This is a genomic window from Zobellia laminariae (assembly GCF_030553095.1).
In the GTDB taxonomy this organism is placed as follows: Bacteria; Bacteroidota; Bacteroidia; order Flavobacteriales; family Flavobacteriaceae; genus Zobellia; species Zobellia laminariae.
In genome coordinates this window covers 4,982,467-4,999,024 of record NZ_CP130738.1, presented here as the reverse complement: position 1 = coordinate 4,999,024, position 16,558 = coordinate 4,982,467, and the positions used below count along the sequence as shown (strand labels likewise).

Here is a 16,558-nt window from a genome sequence, read left to right as displayed (position 1 = left end):
GCTCACTCTGTTTAATAGGGGGTAAATACAAAATTAGCCTGTTCATTTTGGAGCAAGCCTTACCTAGAAAGTAAGATTTTTTAAATGAAGTTTGTACGTTTATTAGCTGACTATTTACCTAAACTAGCCATCTGTATGGCAGCAATAGCAGCCTCGGTACCTTTATTTCCGTGTTTACCTCCGCTACGTTCTCGTGATTGCTGTATGTTGTTATCAGTTAATACACAAAAAATAACAGGCGTGTCCAATTGCACGTTCAAATCTTTAATACCTTGTGCAGTAGCGCTACAAACAAAATCAAAATGCTTGGTTTCGCCTTGTATAACGCTTCCTATAGCAATAACGGCATCAACTTTTTGTGTAGTTGCCATTTTTTTACAGCCATAAGTCAATTCAAAACTTATGGTACATCCCAACGTACGATGTTAGATTCCAATGCACCACAATCTAAAAGAGCATCAATGGCTCCTGAATATAGACCTTCGGTTATTTCGGTATTCCATTCTGAAACAACAATCCCAAACCGAATATTCTTCGCGTTTGGGATTTTTGCTTTATCGTAGATAGATAAGTTTTTGTTTGCCGTAGCCATTAGTTGCTGGTTTTAGCCATTCCTATAAATGCATCTACAGTACGGGCTTCGTCAGAAGATGAATACTCATCTTTAATTTTCTGAAAATATGCTAATGCCTTATCGTTTTGCTTTAATTCTAGAGCGGTAACACCTGCTTTGTATAAGAATTTAGGAGCTGTATAGTTATTGCTGCTATGAGCAATAGCTTTATCATAATATCCTAAAGCATCTTCTGGTTGACCTAATTGCATAAACGCATCGCCAAGACCACCTTTTGCCAAAGCGCCAAGAATATCATCTTCTGAGCTAAAATCTTCAAGATGAGAAATAGCCTCTTGATACTTCTGCATGTTCAAATACGCCATACCAGCAGAGTAGTTTGCTAGGTTAGCAGCTTTTGTGCCACTGTATTCGCCTATAATATCTAGAAAACCATATTTTCCTTCAGCACCGTTCAAAGCAAGATTAAATAAAGAATCTTTTGCAGTAGGACTGTTAAGTGCTTGATCAAAATATTGCTGAGGATAGTACATTTCGTTAGCAGCACTTGCTTCTTTTGGCTTAACTACAAATTGTGTGTATGCCAAATATCCAAGAACACCAACAGCTATAACACCAATGATACCTAGAATATAATTCTGGTTACCGGCTACCCAAGCCTCGGTTTTGGAAGCACTTTCGTCTAGTGTACTAAAGACTTCTGCAGTTGCGCTTTCTTGTTCTGTAATCTCTTGCTCTTCTGCTTTGTCTTTTGGTTTAAAACCCCGCTTCTTATATGTAGCCATTTTATAATTTTATTGGTCGCGCAAAAATAATGGTTTTATCCAAAACCGAAAGGGTATTTATTCGTTATTTTTGCGGTTTGTGAACCAAGCACCGTCAAAACTGGAATTATAGCGCATGTTTTTAAAGAAATTATCCCTCATCAACTACAAAAATTTTGACTCAAAGGATATTGAATTTGATAAAAAAATCAATTGTATGGTGGGACCAAACGGAGTTGGGAAAACCAATATTTTAGATGCGGTATACCACCTTTCTTTTGGAAAAAGCTATTTTAATCCTGTCTCTACGCAGAACATAAGACATGATGAAGAATTTTTTGTAATAGATGGTGAGTTTGAAAAAGATGATCGCGAAGAAAGGATAGTTTGTAGCTTAAAACGTGGTGCAAAAAAAATCATTAAACGGAATGGTAAAGCCTATGATCGCTTATCTGATCATATTGGTTTATTGCCTTTGGTTATAATTTCTCCTGCAGATCGGGACCTTATCATAGAAGGTAGTGACACAAGAAGAAAATTCATAGATGGAGTCATTTCTCAATCTGATAAAAGCTATTTACAAGACCTTATAAAATACAATAAGGTACTGGCGCAGAGAAATTCCCTTTTAAAATATTTTGCGATTAACCATACGTTCAATAAAGACACCCTAGCGGTTTATAACGAACAATTAAATGATTATGGGACCAAAATTTTTGATAAGCGATTAGCTTTTTTAGAGACTTTCATTCCTATTTTCAAAGAGCAATACATAGCTATATCCGGAGGACGGGAAGAAGTTTCGTTAAGTTATGACAGTAAGTTGCTTAATGATGATTTATTAACTCTTTTAGAGAGGTCCATTGAAAAAGATAGAGCCTTGCAATATACCTCGGTTGGGGTTCACAAAGATGATTTAGGTTTTGAAATTTCAGGTCATCCTATTAAAAAATTTGGTAGTCAGGCAGCAGAAATCGTTTCTTATTGCTTTAAAATTCGCCCAGTTTCAGTTTATAAAAGCTCGATCTAAAACAACACCTATTTTATTGCTGGATGATATTTTTGATAAATTAGATGAACATCGGGTGTCACATATCGTAGCTTTGGTGAACAATGAAAATTTTGGTCAAATTTTTATTAGCGATACCCATGCAGAACGCACAGAAGAAGTGGTAAAACAAATACACCAAACGTATAAATTGTTTAAATTATAGGAATAGATTTTTGAAAATGATGAAGAAGATATTTTTAATAGGATTCATAGGTTTGTTTTTGGCATGCTCTTCTGGTATTTCAAAAGAGGATTTAAATAAGCTTGACGGATATTGGGAAATAACCCAAGTGACCTTTCCTGACGGAAATATTAAAGAATATAAGGTGAATACCAGTATAGATTATATTTCTATAGATGGAGATGAGGGATATCGTAAAAAAATGCAGCCTAGACTGGATGGTACTTATGAAACCTCAGATGATGCGGAAGCATTTGTAATTGTCGGAAAAGAGAACGATTTTTCAATTAATTACAAGACGGAGCTTAGTGAGTGGTCAGAGAAGTTAGTGAAGTTAGATGATACCACTTTTTCTGTGCTAAACGAAGAAGGAATTCGGTACGATTACAAAAGATTTGAACCTATTTCAATCCAAAAAGATGGCGAAGAGAAGAAATGAGAACCTGAATATGAGCCAAGCCCTGAACGAATTCATAAAGGAAAATAGGCTTCAGAAAGGTATGGATAAGGTAGATGCCCGTGAAGCATGGCGTAATTTAATGGGTAACGGTGTAAATAATTATACAACAGAAATTGAGCTTAGGGGAGATACGCTTTTTGTAGCATTATCATCTTCTGTTCTTCGTGAAGAATTAAGCTTGGGAAAATCAAAAATAGTAAAGATGCTCAATGAAGATTTGGGTAAGGAATTAGTGCAGAAACTGGTGCTAAGATAAAAAGCCTGTAAACTTCAGAGATCTGAAGTTTACAGGCTTTTTGTAAAAGTATAATGTCTTAGTAAATTTCTCTTCCAGAAAAATGGAAAGCACCTTCAATAGCTGCATTTTCATCACTATCTGATCCATGTACCGCATTTTCAGCGATATTTGAAGCGAATAATTTTCTAATAGTACCTTCAGCTGCTTCAGCAGGGTTTGTTGCTCCGATCAATGCGCGGAAATCATCAACTGCATTGTCTTTTTCTAATATAGCGGCAACAATAGGGCCACGGCTCATGAATTCTACCAATTCTCCGTAAAAAGGACGCTCATTATGAACGGCGTAGAACTCTTGCGCATCTCTTGTGCTAAGTTGTGTATATTTCATGGCGACGATCTTGAAGCCAGCGGAAGTTATTTTTTCCAGAATGCCACCAATGTGTCCGTTTTCAACCGCATCGGGTTTGATCATCGTAAATGTTCTGTTCGTAGTCATTGTAATAATTTTTTGCAAAAATACGCTTTATTCAACAATCGGCAACTTTTAATAGGTTTGATGTAGTTCACCCATCACTTTTAAGTCGTTCCCAATCATTTGCATTTGCGCCTCTTTAGTTTTAAAATTGAATTTAATTAGTCCAAAACTTTTAGTAAAAACAACGTTGCCCACCCTAAACGGATTGGGTTCGCCATTAAAAGCGGTATAGGTATGTGTAAGGCCACTACTTGTAAAATCAACTAAGGGGTAATCTACCCCAGATATTTCAGTTTTAGAAAATTCGGAAATATGACGATCTCCAGAGAGCATAATAACACCCTTTGCTTTAGAATCAACAATAAGTTTTTCCAGTTTATCTACTTCATGAGGGAAGTTGCCCCATGTCTCAAACCCATGTTCATTAGATAATATTTGAATACTGCTAACTAGAATATTAAAATCTGCAGTTGAATTTTTAAGTTCATCTGCTAACCAGTTCCATTGGGTCGTGCCTAGAACTGTACCTACGCCATAGGCATTTGGTTTAGTCCGCTTTTTGCTTTCGGTATCCGGAGTAAGGTCAGTTCTAAAATATCGGGTGTCCAATACCAATATCTTTATGCTTCCTTTTGGTGTGTTGTAAGTGTGTGCGGCATAAACACCTTCTTGAGTTCTTCTAGGGTCATTTCTGTCCACTCCCATAAAATCTAAAAACTCCTGCTGACTTTCCTTCTTTTTATCAAAATCAACACCGCCATCATTTAAGCCATAATCATGATCGTCCCAAGTGCCTATTACGGATACTTCGCTTTTCAGTTTTTGGTATCCTAAAACGGAATTTTGTTTAGCATACATGGCACGCAAACGTTTCATGTTATCCGTATCTGCATAAATATTATCTCCGCCCCAAATCCAAACATCAGGATTTGTTTTAAGAATATCATCCCAAAGTAAATTAGTTTCGTTTTGCTTATTACAAGAGCCAAAGGCCAAAGTAAAATCAGCTTTAGGGGTTGTGTCTACTATCTCTTTATTCGTAGTCTTTTCTACCTGATTTTGAGTCTTACAGGCTGTAGCGATACACAATAAACAAATGGCGATATACTTATTAAACATATATTGGTTTTAAAATCTTACCACAAAAATAAGACTTTGCCTTAAAAGACTACGTTATTAAATTGTATCTTTGCACGCATGAATTTGGAGTCTATAAAAGCGGTTCAGCAACTACTTTCCCAACCGCAAAAAATCGTAATCGTACCGCATAAAAACCCTGATGGTGATGCCATTGGTTCAACTTTGGCTCTTTGTCATTACCTTGTTAATAGGGGGCAAGAAGCTGTAGTTATAGCGCCTAATGATTATCCTAAGTTTTTAAAATGGATGCTTAAAAACGAGAACATTTTAAATTTTGAAAAACAAAATAGTCAAGCAAAAGATAAAATAGCCGAAGCAACGATAGTTTTTACTTTGGACTTCAATCACTTGGGTAGAATAGGGCAGATGCAATCTGTTTTAGAAGATTTGACAGTGCCTTTTGTTATGATTGATCACCATCAAGCACCGTCGGACTACGCCGAGATTATGTACTCAGATGTATCTATGAGTTCTACCTGCGAAATGGTATATAACTTCATTGAATTTTTGGGAGATGTAGATAAAGTAACGTCAGAAATGGCAAATTGCCTTTATACTGGTATCATGACAGATACCGGGTCTTTTAAATTTAGATCTACTACAGGTAGAACGCACCGTATTATTGCCGATTTAATTGATAAAGGTGCTGAAAACACACAGATTCATCATAAAATTTATGATACGAATACACTAAGGTAGGTTACACCTTTTGGGTTGCGCCCTAAAGAATATGGTTATTCACGATAAATACAGAACAGCCTACATAACATTAAGTCAAGATGAGCTTGATATGTATAAGTATCAAAAAGGAGATACGGAAGGTTTCGTTAATTACGGACTTACCCTTGAAGGTATTATCTTTGCCGTTATTTTTATAGAGAATAAGGAAGAAGGTATTATAAAAATTTCCTTCAGATCTATAGGCGATTTTAATGTAAACGAATTTGCAAGAACTTATTTTGAAGGAGGTGGTCATAATAATGCTGCAGGAGGAAAAAGCGATAGGTCGCTTAAAGAAACCGCTGTTTATTTTGAATCACTTTTAGAAAACCATCAAGACCAATTACAGGCATGAGAATCTTAAGTCTTATTTTTTTGATAACCCTAGTTGGTTGCGGAGGGCCGGAAGCAAGAAGGCCCGTTGAAGTAAAATCAGGTAGTTTTTTTAAGCAATCTGTAAAACGAAGCAAGGAGCTTTTGGCTAAAGAAGAAAAATTACTGCAAGATTTGATGGCAAAAGATACGTTGCACGAGTATACGCATTCCGCCAGTGGGTCTTGGTTTTTTTATGACGTTAAGAATGAGTCGGCAGATTATACGGCACAACCAGATGATTTGGTTATCATGAGTTATAATATTGTTAGCCTAAAGAACGATACTATTTATAGTATGGATGATATTGGTACGCTAACCTATAAGGTAGATAAGCAAGATTTATTTCCGGGTTTAAGAAATAGTGTAAAGATGTTAAAAGAAGGTGAGACAGCTACTTTTCTGTTTCCTTCTTCATTAGGATACGGTTATCATGGTGATAATGACAAAATTGGAGTAAACGTACCGTTCAAGGTTACTTTGTCAGTTTTTAAAATTGAAAAAAATCAAGAATTAGTAGAGTAAAGCTTACCTAATAAATAATAAAAGTAAAACACAAACAAAGGATTAAGACATGAAAAAAATCTATTACGTAATTACCCTAGTGGTTTTGCTAGCCAGTTGTAAAAGTCAGTATTCCGAATTGGGAGATGGCCTTTTTGCAGATATACATACTAGTAAAGGGGATATTATTATAAAATTGGAATATGAAAAGACACCGGTTACCGTGGCTAACTTTATTTCATTGGCGGAAGGCGATAGTCCATTTGTTACTGATAGCCTAAAAGAAAAGAAATTTTATGATGGTCTTATTTTTCATAGGGTCATTAAGGATTTTATGATTCAAGGAGGGGATCCAACAGGTACTGGTGCTGGAAACCCAGGATATAAATTCAAAGATGAGTTTAATGATTCTTTAGTGCATGATAAAAAAGGAATCGTATCTATGGCTAATTCTGGTCCTACTACTAATGGGAGTCAGTTCTTTATCACGCATAAAGAAACTCCGTTTTTAAATGGAAGACATACGGTATTTGGTCACGTAGTAGAAGGCTTAGGTGTTGTAGATTCTATTGCAACTACTGAGACTTCTAAAGACGCAGCTTCACAAGATAAGCCTCTTGTAGATGTTGTTATGAACAGTGTAGAGATTGTTCGTAATGGTAAAGCAGCTAAGAAATTTGATGCTGTACAGGTTATGACCGATTATTTTGCGGAAGAAGAAGCGAAGATTGCGGCATTTGAAAAAATGAAAACTGACTTTGTAGCAGCACTTGAAGATGAGAAGCAAAAAGCCAAAGAATTACCTAGTGGCCTTAAAATCTTAATGTTAAAAGAAGGTAACGGAGAAAAACCAACTATTGGTGGTCAAGTACTTGTTTACTATGCGGGATATTTAGAAGATGGAACTTTGTTTGATAGTAACTATGAAGATATTGCTACTAAATACAACAAATTTGATGATAGAAGAAAACAAGGTGGCGGTTATGACCCATTACCAATGGTATATAGCCCAGACGCTAGCTTAATTGCTGGTTTTAAAGAAGGTCTTTTGAATATGAAGATTGGTGATAAAGCAAGAATCTTTATTCCTTCGCATTTAGGTTACGGTCCTCAAGGTACTGGTCCAATACCACCTAGTGCAGATTTAGTATTTGATCTTGAAATTACAGGAGAGGTCGAGTAAAAAAAATCACTTCATAAAATATAACCCGCTTCTTGCGGGTTTTTTTGTACCCAATAGTTTTAAAAATATATGATTATATTATAAGAATTGTATGGAAGCCTATTGCCGAAATAATTCAAAAAACATGGAAATATGAAACTAGTAAAATTTATTTTTTTACTCATTTTTATTGTTTTTTTTGGATGTAGCTCAAAAACGGATGCCGTTCTTGAGACCGAGGAAATCCTAGAAGTTCAAAAGGAAGAAAGTGAGACTCCGGAAGCAATAGCTAATACTGCTGTGGAAGAATACGGACAGTTGCGTGTTGATGGAAAAAATATGGTTGATGAAGATGGAGACCCTGTGCAATTACGGGGTATGTCTTTATTCTGGAGCCAGTGGATGGGGGAGTTTTATACCAAAGAAACCGTGAAATGGTTAAAGGAAGATTGGAATATAAATATTATTCGTGCTTCAATGGGTGTTGAGGATGATGGAGGATATCTTACTAATGCAGTTACTGAAAAAGCAAAAGTATTTGAGGTAATAGATGCGGCAATTGAAGAAGGTATTTATGTTTTGGTGGATTGGCACAGCCATCACGCAGAAGACTATGTTGAAGAAGCTAAATCGTTTTTCGCTGAAGTCGCTGAGAAATACGGAGAATATCCCAATATAATTTATGAAACGTATAACGAGCCGTTAGATGTTTCATGGGAAGCCGTGTTAAAGCCTTATCATGAAGCGGTTGTGGCTGAAATAAGAAAGTATGACTCTAATAATATAGTGGTGTGTGGTACTCGTAACTGGTCTCAAGGCGTATCGGAAGTTATAGGGAATAAGTTAGCTGATTCTAATATTATGTACACATTACATTATTACGCATCAACCCACAAAGAAGAGTTACGTAATGCAGCACAAACGGCTTTAGATAATGATGTGCCATTGTTTGTAACCGAATACGGAGTAACGGAATATACGGGTGACGGTGTTATAGATATTGCGTCGGTAGAGGAGTGGTGGGCGTTTTTAGACGCTAACGCTATTTCATGGTGCAATTGGTCCGTTGCCGATAAAGAAGAGAACTCAGCCGCTCTTAAACCCGGATCAAGTGGTTTAGGTGGATGGTCTATAAGTGAGATTACACAGTCAGGCCAGATGGTTCGGGAAGAAATGAAAGAGAAAAACTAAAAAACTAAATAACTATAGCAGAAATCTGCCGATAATCTATTTTGTGCATTTTTCGTGCAGTTCATCTAAAAATTCATAATACTTCGTAAAGATATCCGTTTGTACCATTCATAAATTGTGATAACCCTAAATCTTAAACCTATGAATTGGTATTTAAAAGTTTTACAGAACTATGCAGGCTTTGAAGGTCGTGCCAGAAGAAAAGAATATTGGATGTTTTTCTTATTTAATATATTGATTTCCTATGGGTTACAAATTATAGCCTTTGTTGTTGATGTTCCTGCGCTTGTTTTTCTATCCTTAATATATTCATTAGGAGTGTTGATACTATGGTATTGCCGTAGGTGTAAGAAGAATGCATGATGTTGGTAAAAGTGGATGGTTTTTACTTGTGCCTATTTACAATCTTATTTTAGCTTGTACTGATAGCGAACAAGGAGAAAACCAATATGGTGCGAACCCAAAAATAGAAGAAGAGGCAAGCTTGCAGAAGGTTTAGTCAGAATCAAAATATAATAAAAAAGGGTTTGCCGTTACGGCAAACCCTTTTTTAGTGTTTTACTTTTTAGGAATGTCTTCTAAAATATTCAATAGAAATTTCCAAAATTTCTGTGTTGAAGAAATACAAACGCGCTCATCGGGAGAGTGAGCTCCCAAAATTGTTGGACCAAAACTTATCATATCCAAATCTGGATAGTTTTGACCTAGAATACCACATTCCAATCCAGCATGGCAAGCGGCCACTTTTGGTTTTTCGCCAAAAAGTGCTTTATATTTTGCTTCAGCTACTTTTAATATTTTGGAATCAGCATTTGGTGTCCATCCATGTAAGTTCCACTGAATTCAACATTAAAACTAGCCAATTCAAAAGTCGATTTTAAAGCATTTGCCAAGTCCATCTTCGCAGAGTCTACAGAAGACCTCGTTAAGCATCCTATTTTTGCCTTTCCGTTCTTTACAAGAACACGTGCCACATTATTAGAAGTTTCTACTAAATCAGGAATAGCGGCACTCATAGCATAAACTCCATTGTGAGCAGCATAAATTCCCTGTAGCAAACGTGTCTGTGCTTTCTTGCCCATAACGCCCTTTGGTAACTTTATAGACTCAAAAGAGACTTTAAGGTTAGGCTCTAAAACGTTTAGTTCTTTTTTTATAGTAGACTCATATTCTTTTAGAGTCTTTTCAAACTCTTCGCTTTGCGTTTTAAGAATAACAACCTTAGCTACACTCTCTCGGGGAATAGCATTTCTAAGGCTACCTCCATCTATCTCTGCAATACGGAGCATGAATGAATTAGAGGCTCCATAAAGAAAACGGTTCATTATTTTGTTTGCATTACCAAGACCTTTATGAATCTCAATTCCACTATGTCCGCCACATAATCCGTTAACCGTAATTTGGTAAGCTACCGTATCGTTAGGCACTGATTTTTCCTTGTACTTTCTGGTTGCGGTAATATCAATTCCACCTGCACAACCAATATCAAGCTCATCATCTTCTTCGGTATCTAGGTTCAATAATATCTCGCCTTGTAAAATACCACCTTCAAGCCCCATGGCACCTGTCATTCCTGTTTCTTCATCAATGGTAAAAAGAGCTTCTAATGAAGGGTGTGTAATTTCTGTGCTCTGTAGTAATGCCATTATAGCAGCTACTCCCATACCGTTATCGGCACCAAGAGTAGTGCCCTTAGCCTTAACCCAGTCGTCCTGTACGAACATTTCAATACCCTGTTTGTCAAAGTCAAATACGGTATCGTTATTTTTTTGATGTACCATATCTAGATGCGATTGCAAGGTTACAGTAACTCTATTTTCCATACCCTTACTAGCAGATTTTCTTATAATAACATTGCCTACCGCATCTTTAAAAGTTTCAAGACCAAGTGACTCACCAAAGTCTAGCATGAATTGTATTACACGCTCTTCTTTCTTTGATGGACGTGGTACTGCATTAAGGTCCGCAAATTTATTCCAGACCTCCTTGGGTTGTAATTCTCTTATAGCTTCGTTCATGTGATGTTATATTTTTGCAAAAATACGCAGTCAAAAATTGGTATGGATGATATTTGGTTAATTTTGGCTTTATATAGGTCATGCAAATATTGCTGAAATTTTTCAGAATTAAGATGAGATGATTTCAATATTAAAAACAGGTTGTTGAAAAATAGATTAAGAAACGGTATCGCTTTAAGTTTGCTCCCTCAAATTCTTTTGGTAGCGTGGTTAGGTAGTAATCCAGAGGTTGTGGAGACTTATTACAGCAATGGTATTTACCCTGTAATAAGTCAGTTTTTTAGGGTTCTATTTGGGTGGGTTCCTTTTTCTGTAGGCGAAATTTTATATGTGCTACTTATTGTGCTTAGCATTAGATATCTCTACGTAAATCGATTGAAAATCAGAAATTTTCCTTTTCAGTTTTTACGGAATGTAGTGGTGGTGCTCTCGGTTTTTTACTTCACTTTCAATTTGGTTTGGGGGCTGAATTATTACCGAAAACCAATTGCTGAGAATTTTGCCATTAGGGATAGTGTGCAAACTAGTGAGGTAGTTGATTTAGCCGAAAGGTTAATTGTAAAAACGAACCAGCTTCAATTTGAACTTACTACAGACAGTACAAAAAGAGTACAAGTGCCGTATAGCCGTAACGAAATCTTTGATAAAACGGTGAACGGTTATGAACAATTACAAAATGAACTTCCGTTTTTGAAGTATAGCCATCGTAGTCTAAAGAAGTCCATGTTCAGTACGTTGGCCAGTTATATGGGGATTGGTGGTTATTTAAATCCGTTTACAAACGAGGCTCAGGTAAATGCGCTCACTCCGGAGTTCAGGTTTCCTGTTGTAAGTGGGCATGAGGTAGGACACCAAGTGGGATATTCAAAGGAGAATGAAACTAATTTTATAGGGTATTTAGTTACCATGAAAAATGAAGACCATTATTTTCAGTATTCGGCTTCTGCTTATGCGCTCAGTTATTGCTTGAGTGCTATACGCCGTTCAGATAAGGAAAAATTTGATGAATTGTATGCTAAAGTAAATGTTGGGGTACAGGAGAATTACAGGGAGCTTTATGAGCATAACCTAGAATTTGTAAATCCTTTTGAACCCATTTTTAAGTCCATTTTCAGCACTTTTTTAAAAGCCAATCAGCAGAAAGATGGTATTAAAAGTTACGGTAAGATCGTAGAATTAATGGTGGGGTATCACGAGAAGTATCCGCTTTAATCTTAAGTAAATTAGTTTTGGTTTTCTTTTTCAGTTCTGATTAGAAAATACTTTTCCCATTTTACAGTAGAACTTAATATCATATTCAGATAATTAGACTCATAAGTGTAACATTATTTTTTGGTCATAAACGCTTTCCTTATTTTTAAAAGCAAGATTTGAAGACCATACGAAATGATGAAAAAACAATTGATTACCGCTGTTATCCTTTTTTGTGGATTAGCGACCTTTTCACAGGATTACTTTCCTGTTAATGATGGTGTAAAAGTAAAAAACACCAACTATACTGCTTTTACGAATGCTAAAATTTTTGTTACGCCAAATCAGATTATAACCTCTGGAACCCTTCTCATTCAGAACGGTAAAGTAATTGAAGTTGGTAAGACAGTAGATATACCGAAAAATACGGTAGTAGTTGATTTAAGTGGGAAATCTATATACCCTTCTTTTATTGACATTTATTCGGAGTTTGGAGTAGAGAAACCAGAGAAAGTAAAGAGTGAAGGTAGGTCTGCTGAATATGAACCTTCTAGGGCAGGCTATTATTGGAATGATCATATTATGCCCGAAAATGGTGCTATATCAAAGTTTAATTATGATGATACAGTTGCAGAGACTTTGCGTAAAGTAGGTTTTGGCGTTGTTAATTCTCATATTCATGATGGTATTGCCCGTGGTACGGGTGTATTGGTGGCATTGAATAGTACAGGTAATGATGGTGATCGTATATTAGATGATCGTTCGGGACAGTATTTTTCATTCAATAAAAGTATCGCAAAAAAACAATCGTATCCAAGTTCTTTAATGGGGTCTATGGCGCTCTTGAGACAAATGTATCATGATGAAAAATGGTATGCACAAGGTAATGTGGTAAGTAAAGATAGGTCTCTAGAAGCGCTTGCACGTAATAAAGAGTTAGTCCAGTTTTTTGAGGCAGGAGATAAAGGCAACGTTATTAGAGCAGATGGTATTGGAGATGCTTTTGGAGTTCAGTATATAATTCTAGCAGGAGGTAATGAGTATGAACGTGTGGGAGATATTAAAGCAACAAATGCTCAGTTAATTTTGCCTTTAAATTTCCCAGAGGCTTATGATGTTTCGGACCCATATGCTGCTACCTATATTTCTTTAGGAGATATGCGCCATTGGAATCAATCACCTTCAAATCCTAAAGTAATGACCGATAATAATATATCGTTTTCTTTTACACTACACGATCTTAAATCTCCTACGGAATTCAAAGAGAAAATAATGAGGGCTATAAGTTATGGACTGGATAAGACCACGGCTTTAAAAGCGCTAACAACTGTACCCGCGCAAATTCTGGGTAAGTCAGATCAAATAGGTTCGCTGGCAAAAGGTAGTTATGCTAATTTTTTAATTGCTTCGGGCGATATTTTTGATAAAAAAACTATTCTTTATGAGAATTGGGTACAGGGAACTAAAAATGTGATTTCTGATATTTCTCTAGTTGATATAAGGGGGGAATATGCTTTTTCCGTTGGAAGTAAAGAATTTAAAATGTCAATTAAAGGTACTGTAGATAAACCTAAAGTGACTGTTAAAACAGATACCGTTTCTTTAAAATCAAAATTGTCATATTCGGATAATTGGTTAGAACTTTCATTTGTAGATGGCAATAAGAAGGGAAGTTATAGAATGACTGGGTTAGTTGAAAAAACAAATAGTAAATTGATTGGTAAGGCTATACTTCCTACAGGAGAAGAAACTACTTTTTCTGCGGTTAAAGTAACTCCTTTTAAAGAGAAGGAAGAAAAATCAGAGCAAGTAATGCCTAAACTAGCAAACCTGACATACCCTAATGTTGGGTATGGTTATGATGCAATTCCAAAATCTGAAAACGTACTTTTTAAGAATGCAACAGTTTGGACAAGTGAGGAGGCTGGTATCCTGGAAAACACTGATGTGTTGGTTAAGAATGGAAAAATTGTAAAAGTAGGTCGAAATATATCTGAAGGAGGAGCTAAGGTAGTTGATGGTACAGATAAGCACCTTACTGCAGGAATTATAGATGAGCATAGTCATATTGCAGCGTTAGCGGTTAATGAGTCAGGACAAAACTCATCTGCAGAGGTAAAAATGGAAGATGTAGTAGATCATGAGGATAAAGGTATTTACCATGCTTTGGCCGGAGGAGTCACTTCATTACAATTATTACATGGTTCGGCAAACCCTATTGGTGGTCGCTCGGCAATTTTGAAGTTAAAGTGGGGGGAAAGCGCTGAAAACATGATTTATGACAACTCACCTAAATTTATAAAATTTGCGTTAGGTGAAAATGTAAAACAAAGTAATTGGGGTAGTTATAGTCGTTTTCCACAAACTCGAATGGGTGTAGAGCAGCTTTTTGACAATTATTTTCAAAGGGCTAAGGAATACGAGGTTAAGAAAAAAAGTGAAATGCCTTACAGATATGATGAGGAAATGGAAACCCTTGTAGAGATTATGAATGGTGAGCGATTTATTAGCTGTCATAGTTATGTTCAGAGCGAAATAAATATGATGATGAAGGTTGCTGAGAAATTTGGTTTCAGAGTAAATACGTTCACTCACATTTTAGAAGGGTATAAAGTGGCTGACAAAATGAAAAAACATGGTGTTGGAGCTGGTACGTTCAGTGACTGGTGGGCGTACAAATTTGAGGTTAATGATGCCATTCCTTATAACGCTGCAATTATGCACGATCAAGATATAACGGTTGCAATTAATAGTGATGATGCTGAAATGATTCGTAGGTTGAACCAAGAAGCAGCTAAAACTATTAAGTATGGAGGAATGACAGAGTTAGAAGCATGGAAAATGGTTACTATAAATCCTGCTAAATTGTTGCATTTAGATCATAGGACAGGAAGTATTAAAGAAGGAAAAGATGCTGATTTGGTTTTGTGGAGCGGTAATCCGTTATCAATTTATGCTAAGGCTGAAAAGACTATGATTGATGGTGCAATTTATTTTGATTTAGAGAAAGATAAAAAGTTGCGCCATAAAGTAAGTAAAGAGAGAAATGAGTTGATTAATCAAATGTTGGGAGAAAAAGAAAAAGGCAAGAAAACTCAAGAACCTAAGCAGAGTAAGAAGGAGCTTATGCATTGCGATACGTTAACGGAATACATACAAGTAGATTAATAAAGTTCAAAAGGGATTAAATTAGTAATCGATGGTAGTAAATAAAAAAAAATATATTCGAATCATTTTGCTGATCTATTTATTTATAGGGGTAGAAGCAAGTGCTCAACAAAAACCGGCACCAAAACAGAGCAAAGCAATTACTATTGAAGGCGCAACGGCACACCTAGGAAATGGGGAGGTAATAGAAAATTCTCTTATCATGTTTGAAGATGGTAAGCTAACTTTTGTTGGTAGCGCAATGTCTAGAATAGCAAGACGAGGAGAAAAAATAATGGCTGAAGGTAAACATATTTATCCTGGGTTTATAGCTCCTAATACATCCCTTGGATTAATTGAGATAGATGCTGTAAGAGCATCAAAAGACCAAGATGAAATAGGGGAGATGATTCCACACATTCGTAGTTTGGTTGCTTATAATGCTGAGTCTAAAGTGGTAGAAAGTATGCGTCCCAATGGAGTTCTTTTAGGGCAAATCGCACCTCAAGGGGGTCGAATTTCTGGAACGTCATCTGTCGTTCAGTTTGATGCATGGAATTGGGAGGATGCTGCTGTAAAAATAGATGACGCAATACATTTACACTGGCCTACCACGTTCCGTAAAGGTAAATGGTGGGAAGGAGAAGGTCGTGGTTATCAGGCTAATAAAAAGTATGGAGAAGAGGTTCAAGAAACAATTACCTTTCTTAAAAATGCTGCTGTTTATGATTCTGGGGTAATAACAAAAAACCCTGTTTTGAGTGCTATGTCTGGTCTTTTTACAGGCAAACAAAAGTTATTTGTTTATGCGGATGGTGAAAAGGAAATAATTGATGCAATAACTAATATTAAAGATGCAGGAATAAAGCAAGTTGTTCTCGTTGGGGGAAGCCATGCTCATAAAGTAGCATTATTTTTAAAAGCCAATGATATTCCTGTTCTGGTAGGTGCTACACATAACCTTCCTGATTTTGATGAAGATGATTATGATTTACCATATAAGCTCCCCAAATTATTGGTAGATGCTGGGTTGTTGGTTGGTCTTCAAAATAGTACAGCATCTAACTTTCAAATCCGTAATCTACCATTTTATGCAGGCCAGACGGTATCTCAGGGTATGGAAAAAGAAAAGGCGTTGGAGCTCATTACGGGTAACACAGCTAAAATTCTTGGTATTGATGCTGTCTATGGGACTTTAGAAACTGGGAAAAGCGCTACTCTTATAATTTCAGAAGGCGATGCTTTGGATATGAAAGGCAATCAATTAACACAAGCATTTATAGATGGAAGAGAGATTTCATTAGATACGCACCAAACGGAGCTATGGAAGCGTTACGAAGGAAAATATAAGGGAAAATAAACGTTTTGAG

The 16,558-nt window shown here is 36.3% G+C and carries 13 protein-coding genes and 4 pseudogenes; 12 read left to right on the top strand and 5 right to left on the bottom strand.

Features of this window, described 5'->3' with window-relative positions; genetic code table 11:
- Positions 1 to 110: 110 nt before the first annotated feature.
- Positions 111 to 592: pseudogene (ribH, locus tag Q5W13_RS23960) on the bottom strand (6,7-dimethyl-8-ribityllumazine synthase).
- Positions 592 to 1,359: a tetratricopeptide repeat protein gene (locus Q5W13_RS23955; RefSeq protein WP_214613231.1), complete on the bottom strand. Its 768-nt coding sequence runs from the start codon at positions 1,357 to 1,359 to the stop codon at positions 592 to 594. Before Q5W13_RS23955 ends, ribH begins: the two are co-directional and overlap by 1 nt.
- Positions 1,360 to 1,474: 115 nt before the next feature.
- Between Q5W13_RS23955 and recF the strand changes: the two are divergent.
- The 3 genes and pseudogenes from recF to Q5W13_RS23940 all read left to right on the top strand — a co-directional run bounded on the left by recF (position 1,475) and on the right by Q5W13_RS23940 (position 3,286).
- Positions 1,475 to 2,552: pseudogene (recF, locus tag Q5W13_RS23950) on the top strand (DNA replication/repair protein RecF).
- Positions 2,553 to 2,568: 16 nt separating this feature from the next.
- Positions 2,569 to 3,009 (top strand): hypothetical protein, encoded by a 441-nt coding sequence (locus tag Q5W13_RS23945; protein WP_304444821.1) that lies wholly within the window; start codon positions 2,569 to 2,571, stop codon positions 3,007 to 3,009.
- Positions 2,990 to 3,286 (top strand): DciA family protein, encoded by a 297-nt coding sequence (locus tag Q5W13_RS23940; protein ID WP_155596907.1) that lies wholly within the window; start codon positions 2,990 to 2,992, stop codon positions 3,284 to 3,286. The genes Q5W13_RS23945 and Q5W13_RS23940 overlap by 20 nt, the downstream gene beginning before the upstream one ends.
- Positions 3,287 to 3,344: 58 nt before the next feature.
- Here Q5W13_RS23940 and Q5W13_RS23935 read toward each other — a convergent pair whose 3' ends face one another.
- Both Q5W13_RS23935 and Q5W13_RS23930 read right to left on the bottom strand, forming a co-directional pair.
- Complete coding sequence (locus tag Q5W13_RS23935; protein WP_194534514.1) at positions 3,345 to 3,764, bottom strand: nucleoside-diphosphate kinase; 420 nt, start codon at positions 3,762 to 3,764, stop codon at positions 3,345 to 3,347.
- A gap of 48 nt (positions 3,765 to 3,812) precedes the next feature.
- Positions 3,813 to 4,862, bottom strand: a complete 1,050-nt coding sequence (locus Q5W13_RS23930) for an alkaline phosphatase D family protein (RefSeq protein WP_304444820.1) — start codon at positions 4,860 to 4,862, stop codon at positions 3,813 to 3,815.
- A gap of 78 nt (positions 4,863 to 4,940) precedes the next feature.
- Here Q5W13_RS23930 and Q5W13_RS23925 point away from each other — a divergent pair.
- From Q5W13_RS23925 to Q5W13_RS25630, 6 genes and pseudogenes are all read left to right on the top strand, one after another.
- Positions 4,941 to 5,958, top strand: a pseudogene (locus tag Q5W13_RS23925) (DHH family phosphoesterase).
- Positions 5,959 to 5,978: 20 nt separating this feature from the next.
- Positions 5,979 to 6,500, top strand: a complete 522-nt coding sequence (gene gldI, locus Q5W13_RS23920) for a gliding motility-associated peptidyl-prolyl isomerase GldI (protein WP_304444819.1) — start codon at positions 5,979 to 5,981, stop codon at positions 6,498 to 6,500.
- Between the two features lie 49 nt (positions 6,501 to 6,549).
- Positions 6,550 to 7,662 (top strand): peptidylprolyl isomerase, encoded by a 1,113-nt coding sequence (locus Q5W13_RS23915; RefSeq protein ID WP_304444818.1) that lies wholly within the window; start codon positions 6,550 to 6,552, stop codon positions 7,660 to 7,662.
- A gap of 132 nt (positions 7,663 to 7,794) precedes the next feature.
- Entirely contained in the window at positions 7,795 to 8,832 is a 1,038-nt protein-coding gene (locus Q5W13_RS23910) for a glycoside hydrolase family 5 protein (protein WP_304444817.1), read from the top strand.
- 141 nt (positions 8,833 to 8,973) lie between these two features.
- Positions 8,974 to 9,195: a DUF805 domain-containing protein gene (locus Q5W13_RS25635; RefSeq protein ID WP_368662374.1), complete on the top strand. Its 222-nt coding sequence runs from the start codon at positions 8,974 to 8,976 to the stop codon at positions 9,193 to 9,195.
- Positions 9,188 to 9,331, top strand: a complete 144-nt coding sequence (locus Q5W13_RS25630) for a DUF805 domain-containing protein (RefSeq protein WP_368662373.1) — start codon at positions 9,188 to 9,190, stop codon at positions 9,329 to 9,331. The genes Q5W13_RS25635 and Q5W13_RS25630 overlap by 8 nt, the downstream gene beginning before the upstream one ends.
- Positions 9,332 to 9,390: 59 nt before the next feature.
- Here Q5W13_RS25630 and Q5W13_RS23900 read toward each other — a convergent pair.
- Positions 9,391 to 10,850 (bottom strand): annotated as a pseudogene (locus tag Q5W13_RS23900) (aminoacyl-histidine dipeptidase).
- A gap of 144 nt (positions 10,851 to 10,994) precedes the next feature.
- On the opposite strand from Q5W13_RS23900, the gene Q5W13_RS23895 reads away from it, so the two are divergent.
- The 3 genes from Q5W13_RS23895 (at position 10,995) to Q5W13_RS23885 (ending at position 16,548) form a co-directional block, all read left to right on the top strand.
- A complete protein-coding gene (locus tag Q5W13_RS23895; RefSeq protein ID WP_304444816.1) occupies positions 10,995 to 12,062 on the top strand; it encodes a DUF3810 domain-containing protein in 1,068 nt (355 codons plus the stop codon).
- Between the two features lie 177 nt (positions 12,063 to 12,239).
- On the top strand, positions 12,240 to 15,209 hold the full coding sequence (locus Q5W13_RS23890) for an amidohydrolase family protein (RefSeq protein ID WP_304446572.1): 2,970 nt from the start codon (positions 12,240 to 12,242) through the stop codon (positions 15,207 to 15,209).
- A gap of 31 nt (positions 15,210 to 15,240) precedes the next feature.
- On the top strand, positions 15,241 to 16,548 hold the full coding sequence (locus Q5W13_RS23885; protein WP_304444815.1) for an amidohydrolase family protein: 1,308 nt from the start codon (positions 15,241 to 15,243) through the stop codon (positions 16,546 to 16,548).
- The last annotated feature ends 10 nt before the right edge of the window (positions 16,549 to 16,558 follow it).

Bases quoted from the DNA above. Each gene is read 5' to 3' on its own strand.
- Q5W13_RS23915 (WP_304444818.1), top strand. From the start codon at position 6,550: ATGAAAAAAATCTATTACGTAATTACCCTAGTGGTTTTGCTAGCCAGT.
- Q5W13_RS23885 (WP_304444815.1), top strand. From the start codon at position 15,241: ATGGTAGTAAATAAAAAAAAATATATTCGAATCATTTTGCTGATCTAT.
- Q5W13_RS23945 (WP_304444821.1), top strand. From the start codon at position 2,569: ATGATGAAGAAGATATTTTTAATAGGATTCATAGGTTTGTTTTTGGCA.
- Q5W13_RS23930 (WP_304444820.1), bottom strand. From the start codon at position 4,862: ATGTTTAATAAGTATATCGCCATTTGTTTATTGTGTATCGCTACAGCC.
- Q5W13_RS23935 (WP_194534514.1), bottom strand. From the start codon at position 3,764: ATGACTACGAACAGAACATTTACGATGATCAAACCCGATGCGGTTGAA.
- Q5W13_RS25630 (WP_368662373.1), top strand. From the start codon at position 9,188: ATGCATGATGTTGGTAAAAGTGGATGGTTTTTACTTGTGCCTATTTAC.
- Q5W13_RS23910 (WP_304444817.1), top strand. From the start codon at position 7,795: ATGAAACTAGTAAAATTTATTTTTTTACTCATTTTTATTGTTTTTTTT.
- Q5W13_RS25635 (WP_368662374.1), top strand. From the start codon at position 8,974: ATGAATTGGTATTTAAAAGTTTTACAGAACTATGCAGGCTTTGAAGGT.
- Q5W13_RS23890 (WP_304446572.1), top strand. From the start codon at position 12,240: ATGAAAAAACAATTGATTACCGCTGTTATCCTTTTTTGTGGATTAGCG.
- Q5W13_RS23940 (WP_155596907.1), top strand. From the start codon at position 2,990: ATGGCGAAGAGAAGAAATGAGAACCTGAATATGAGCCAAGCCCTGAAC.
- Q5W13_RS23955 (WP_214613231.1), bottom strand. From the start codon at position 1,359: ATGGCTACATATAAGAAGCGGGGTTTTAAACCAAAAGACAAAGCAGAA.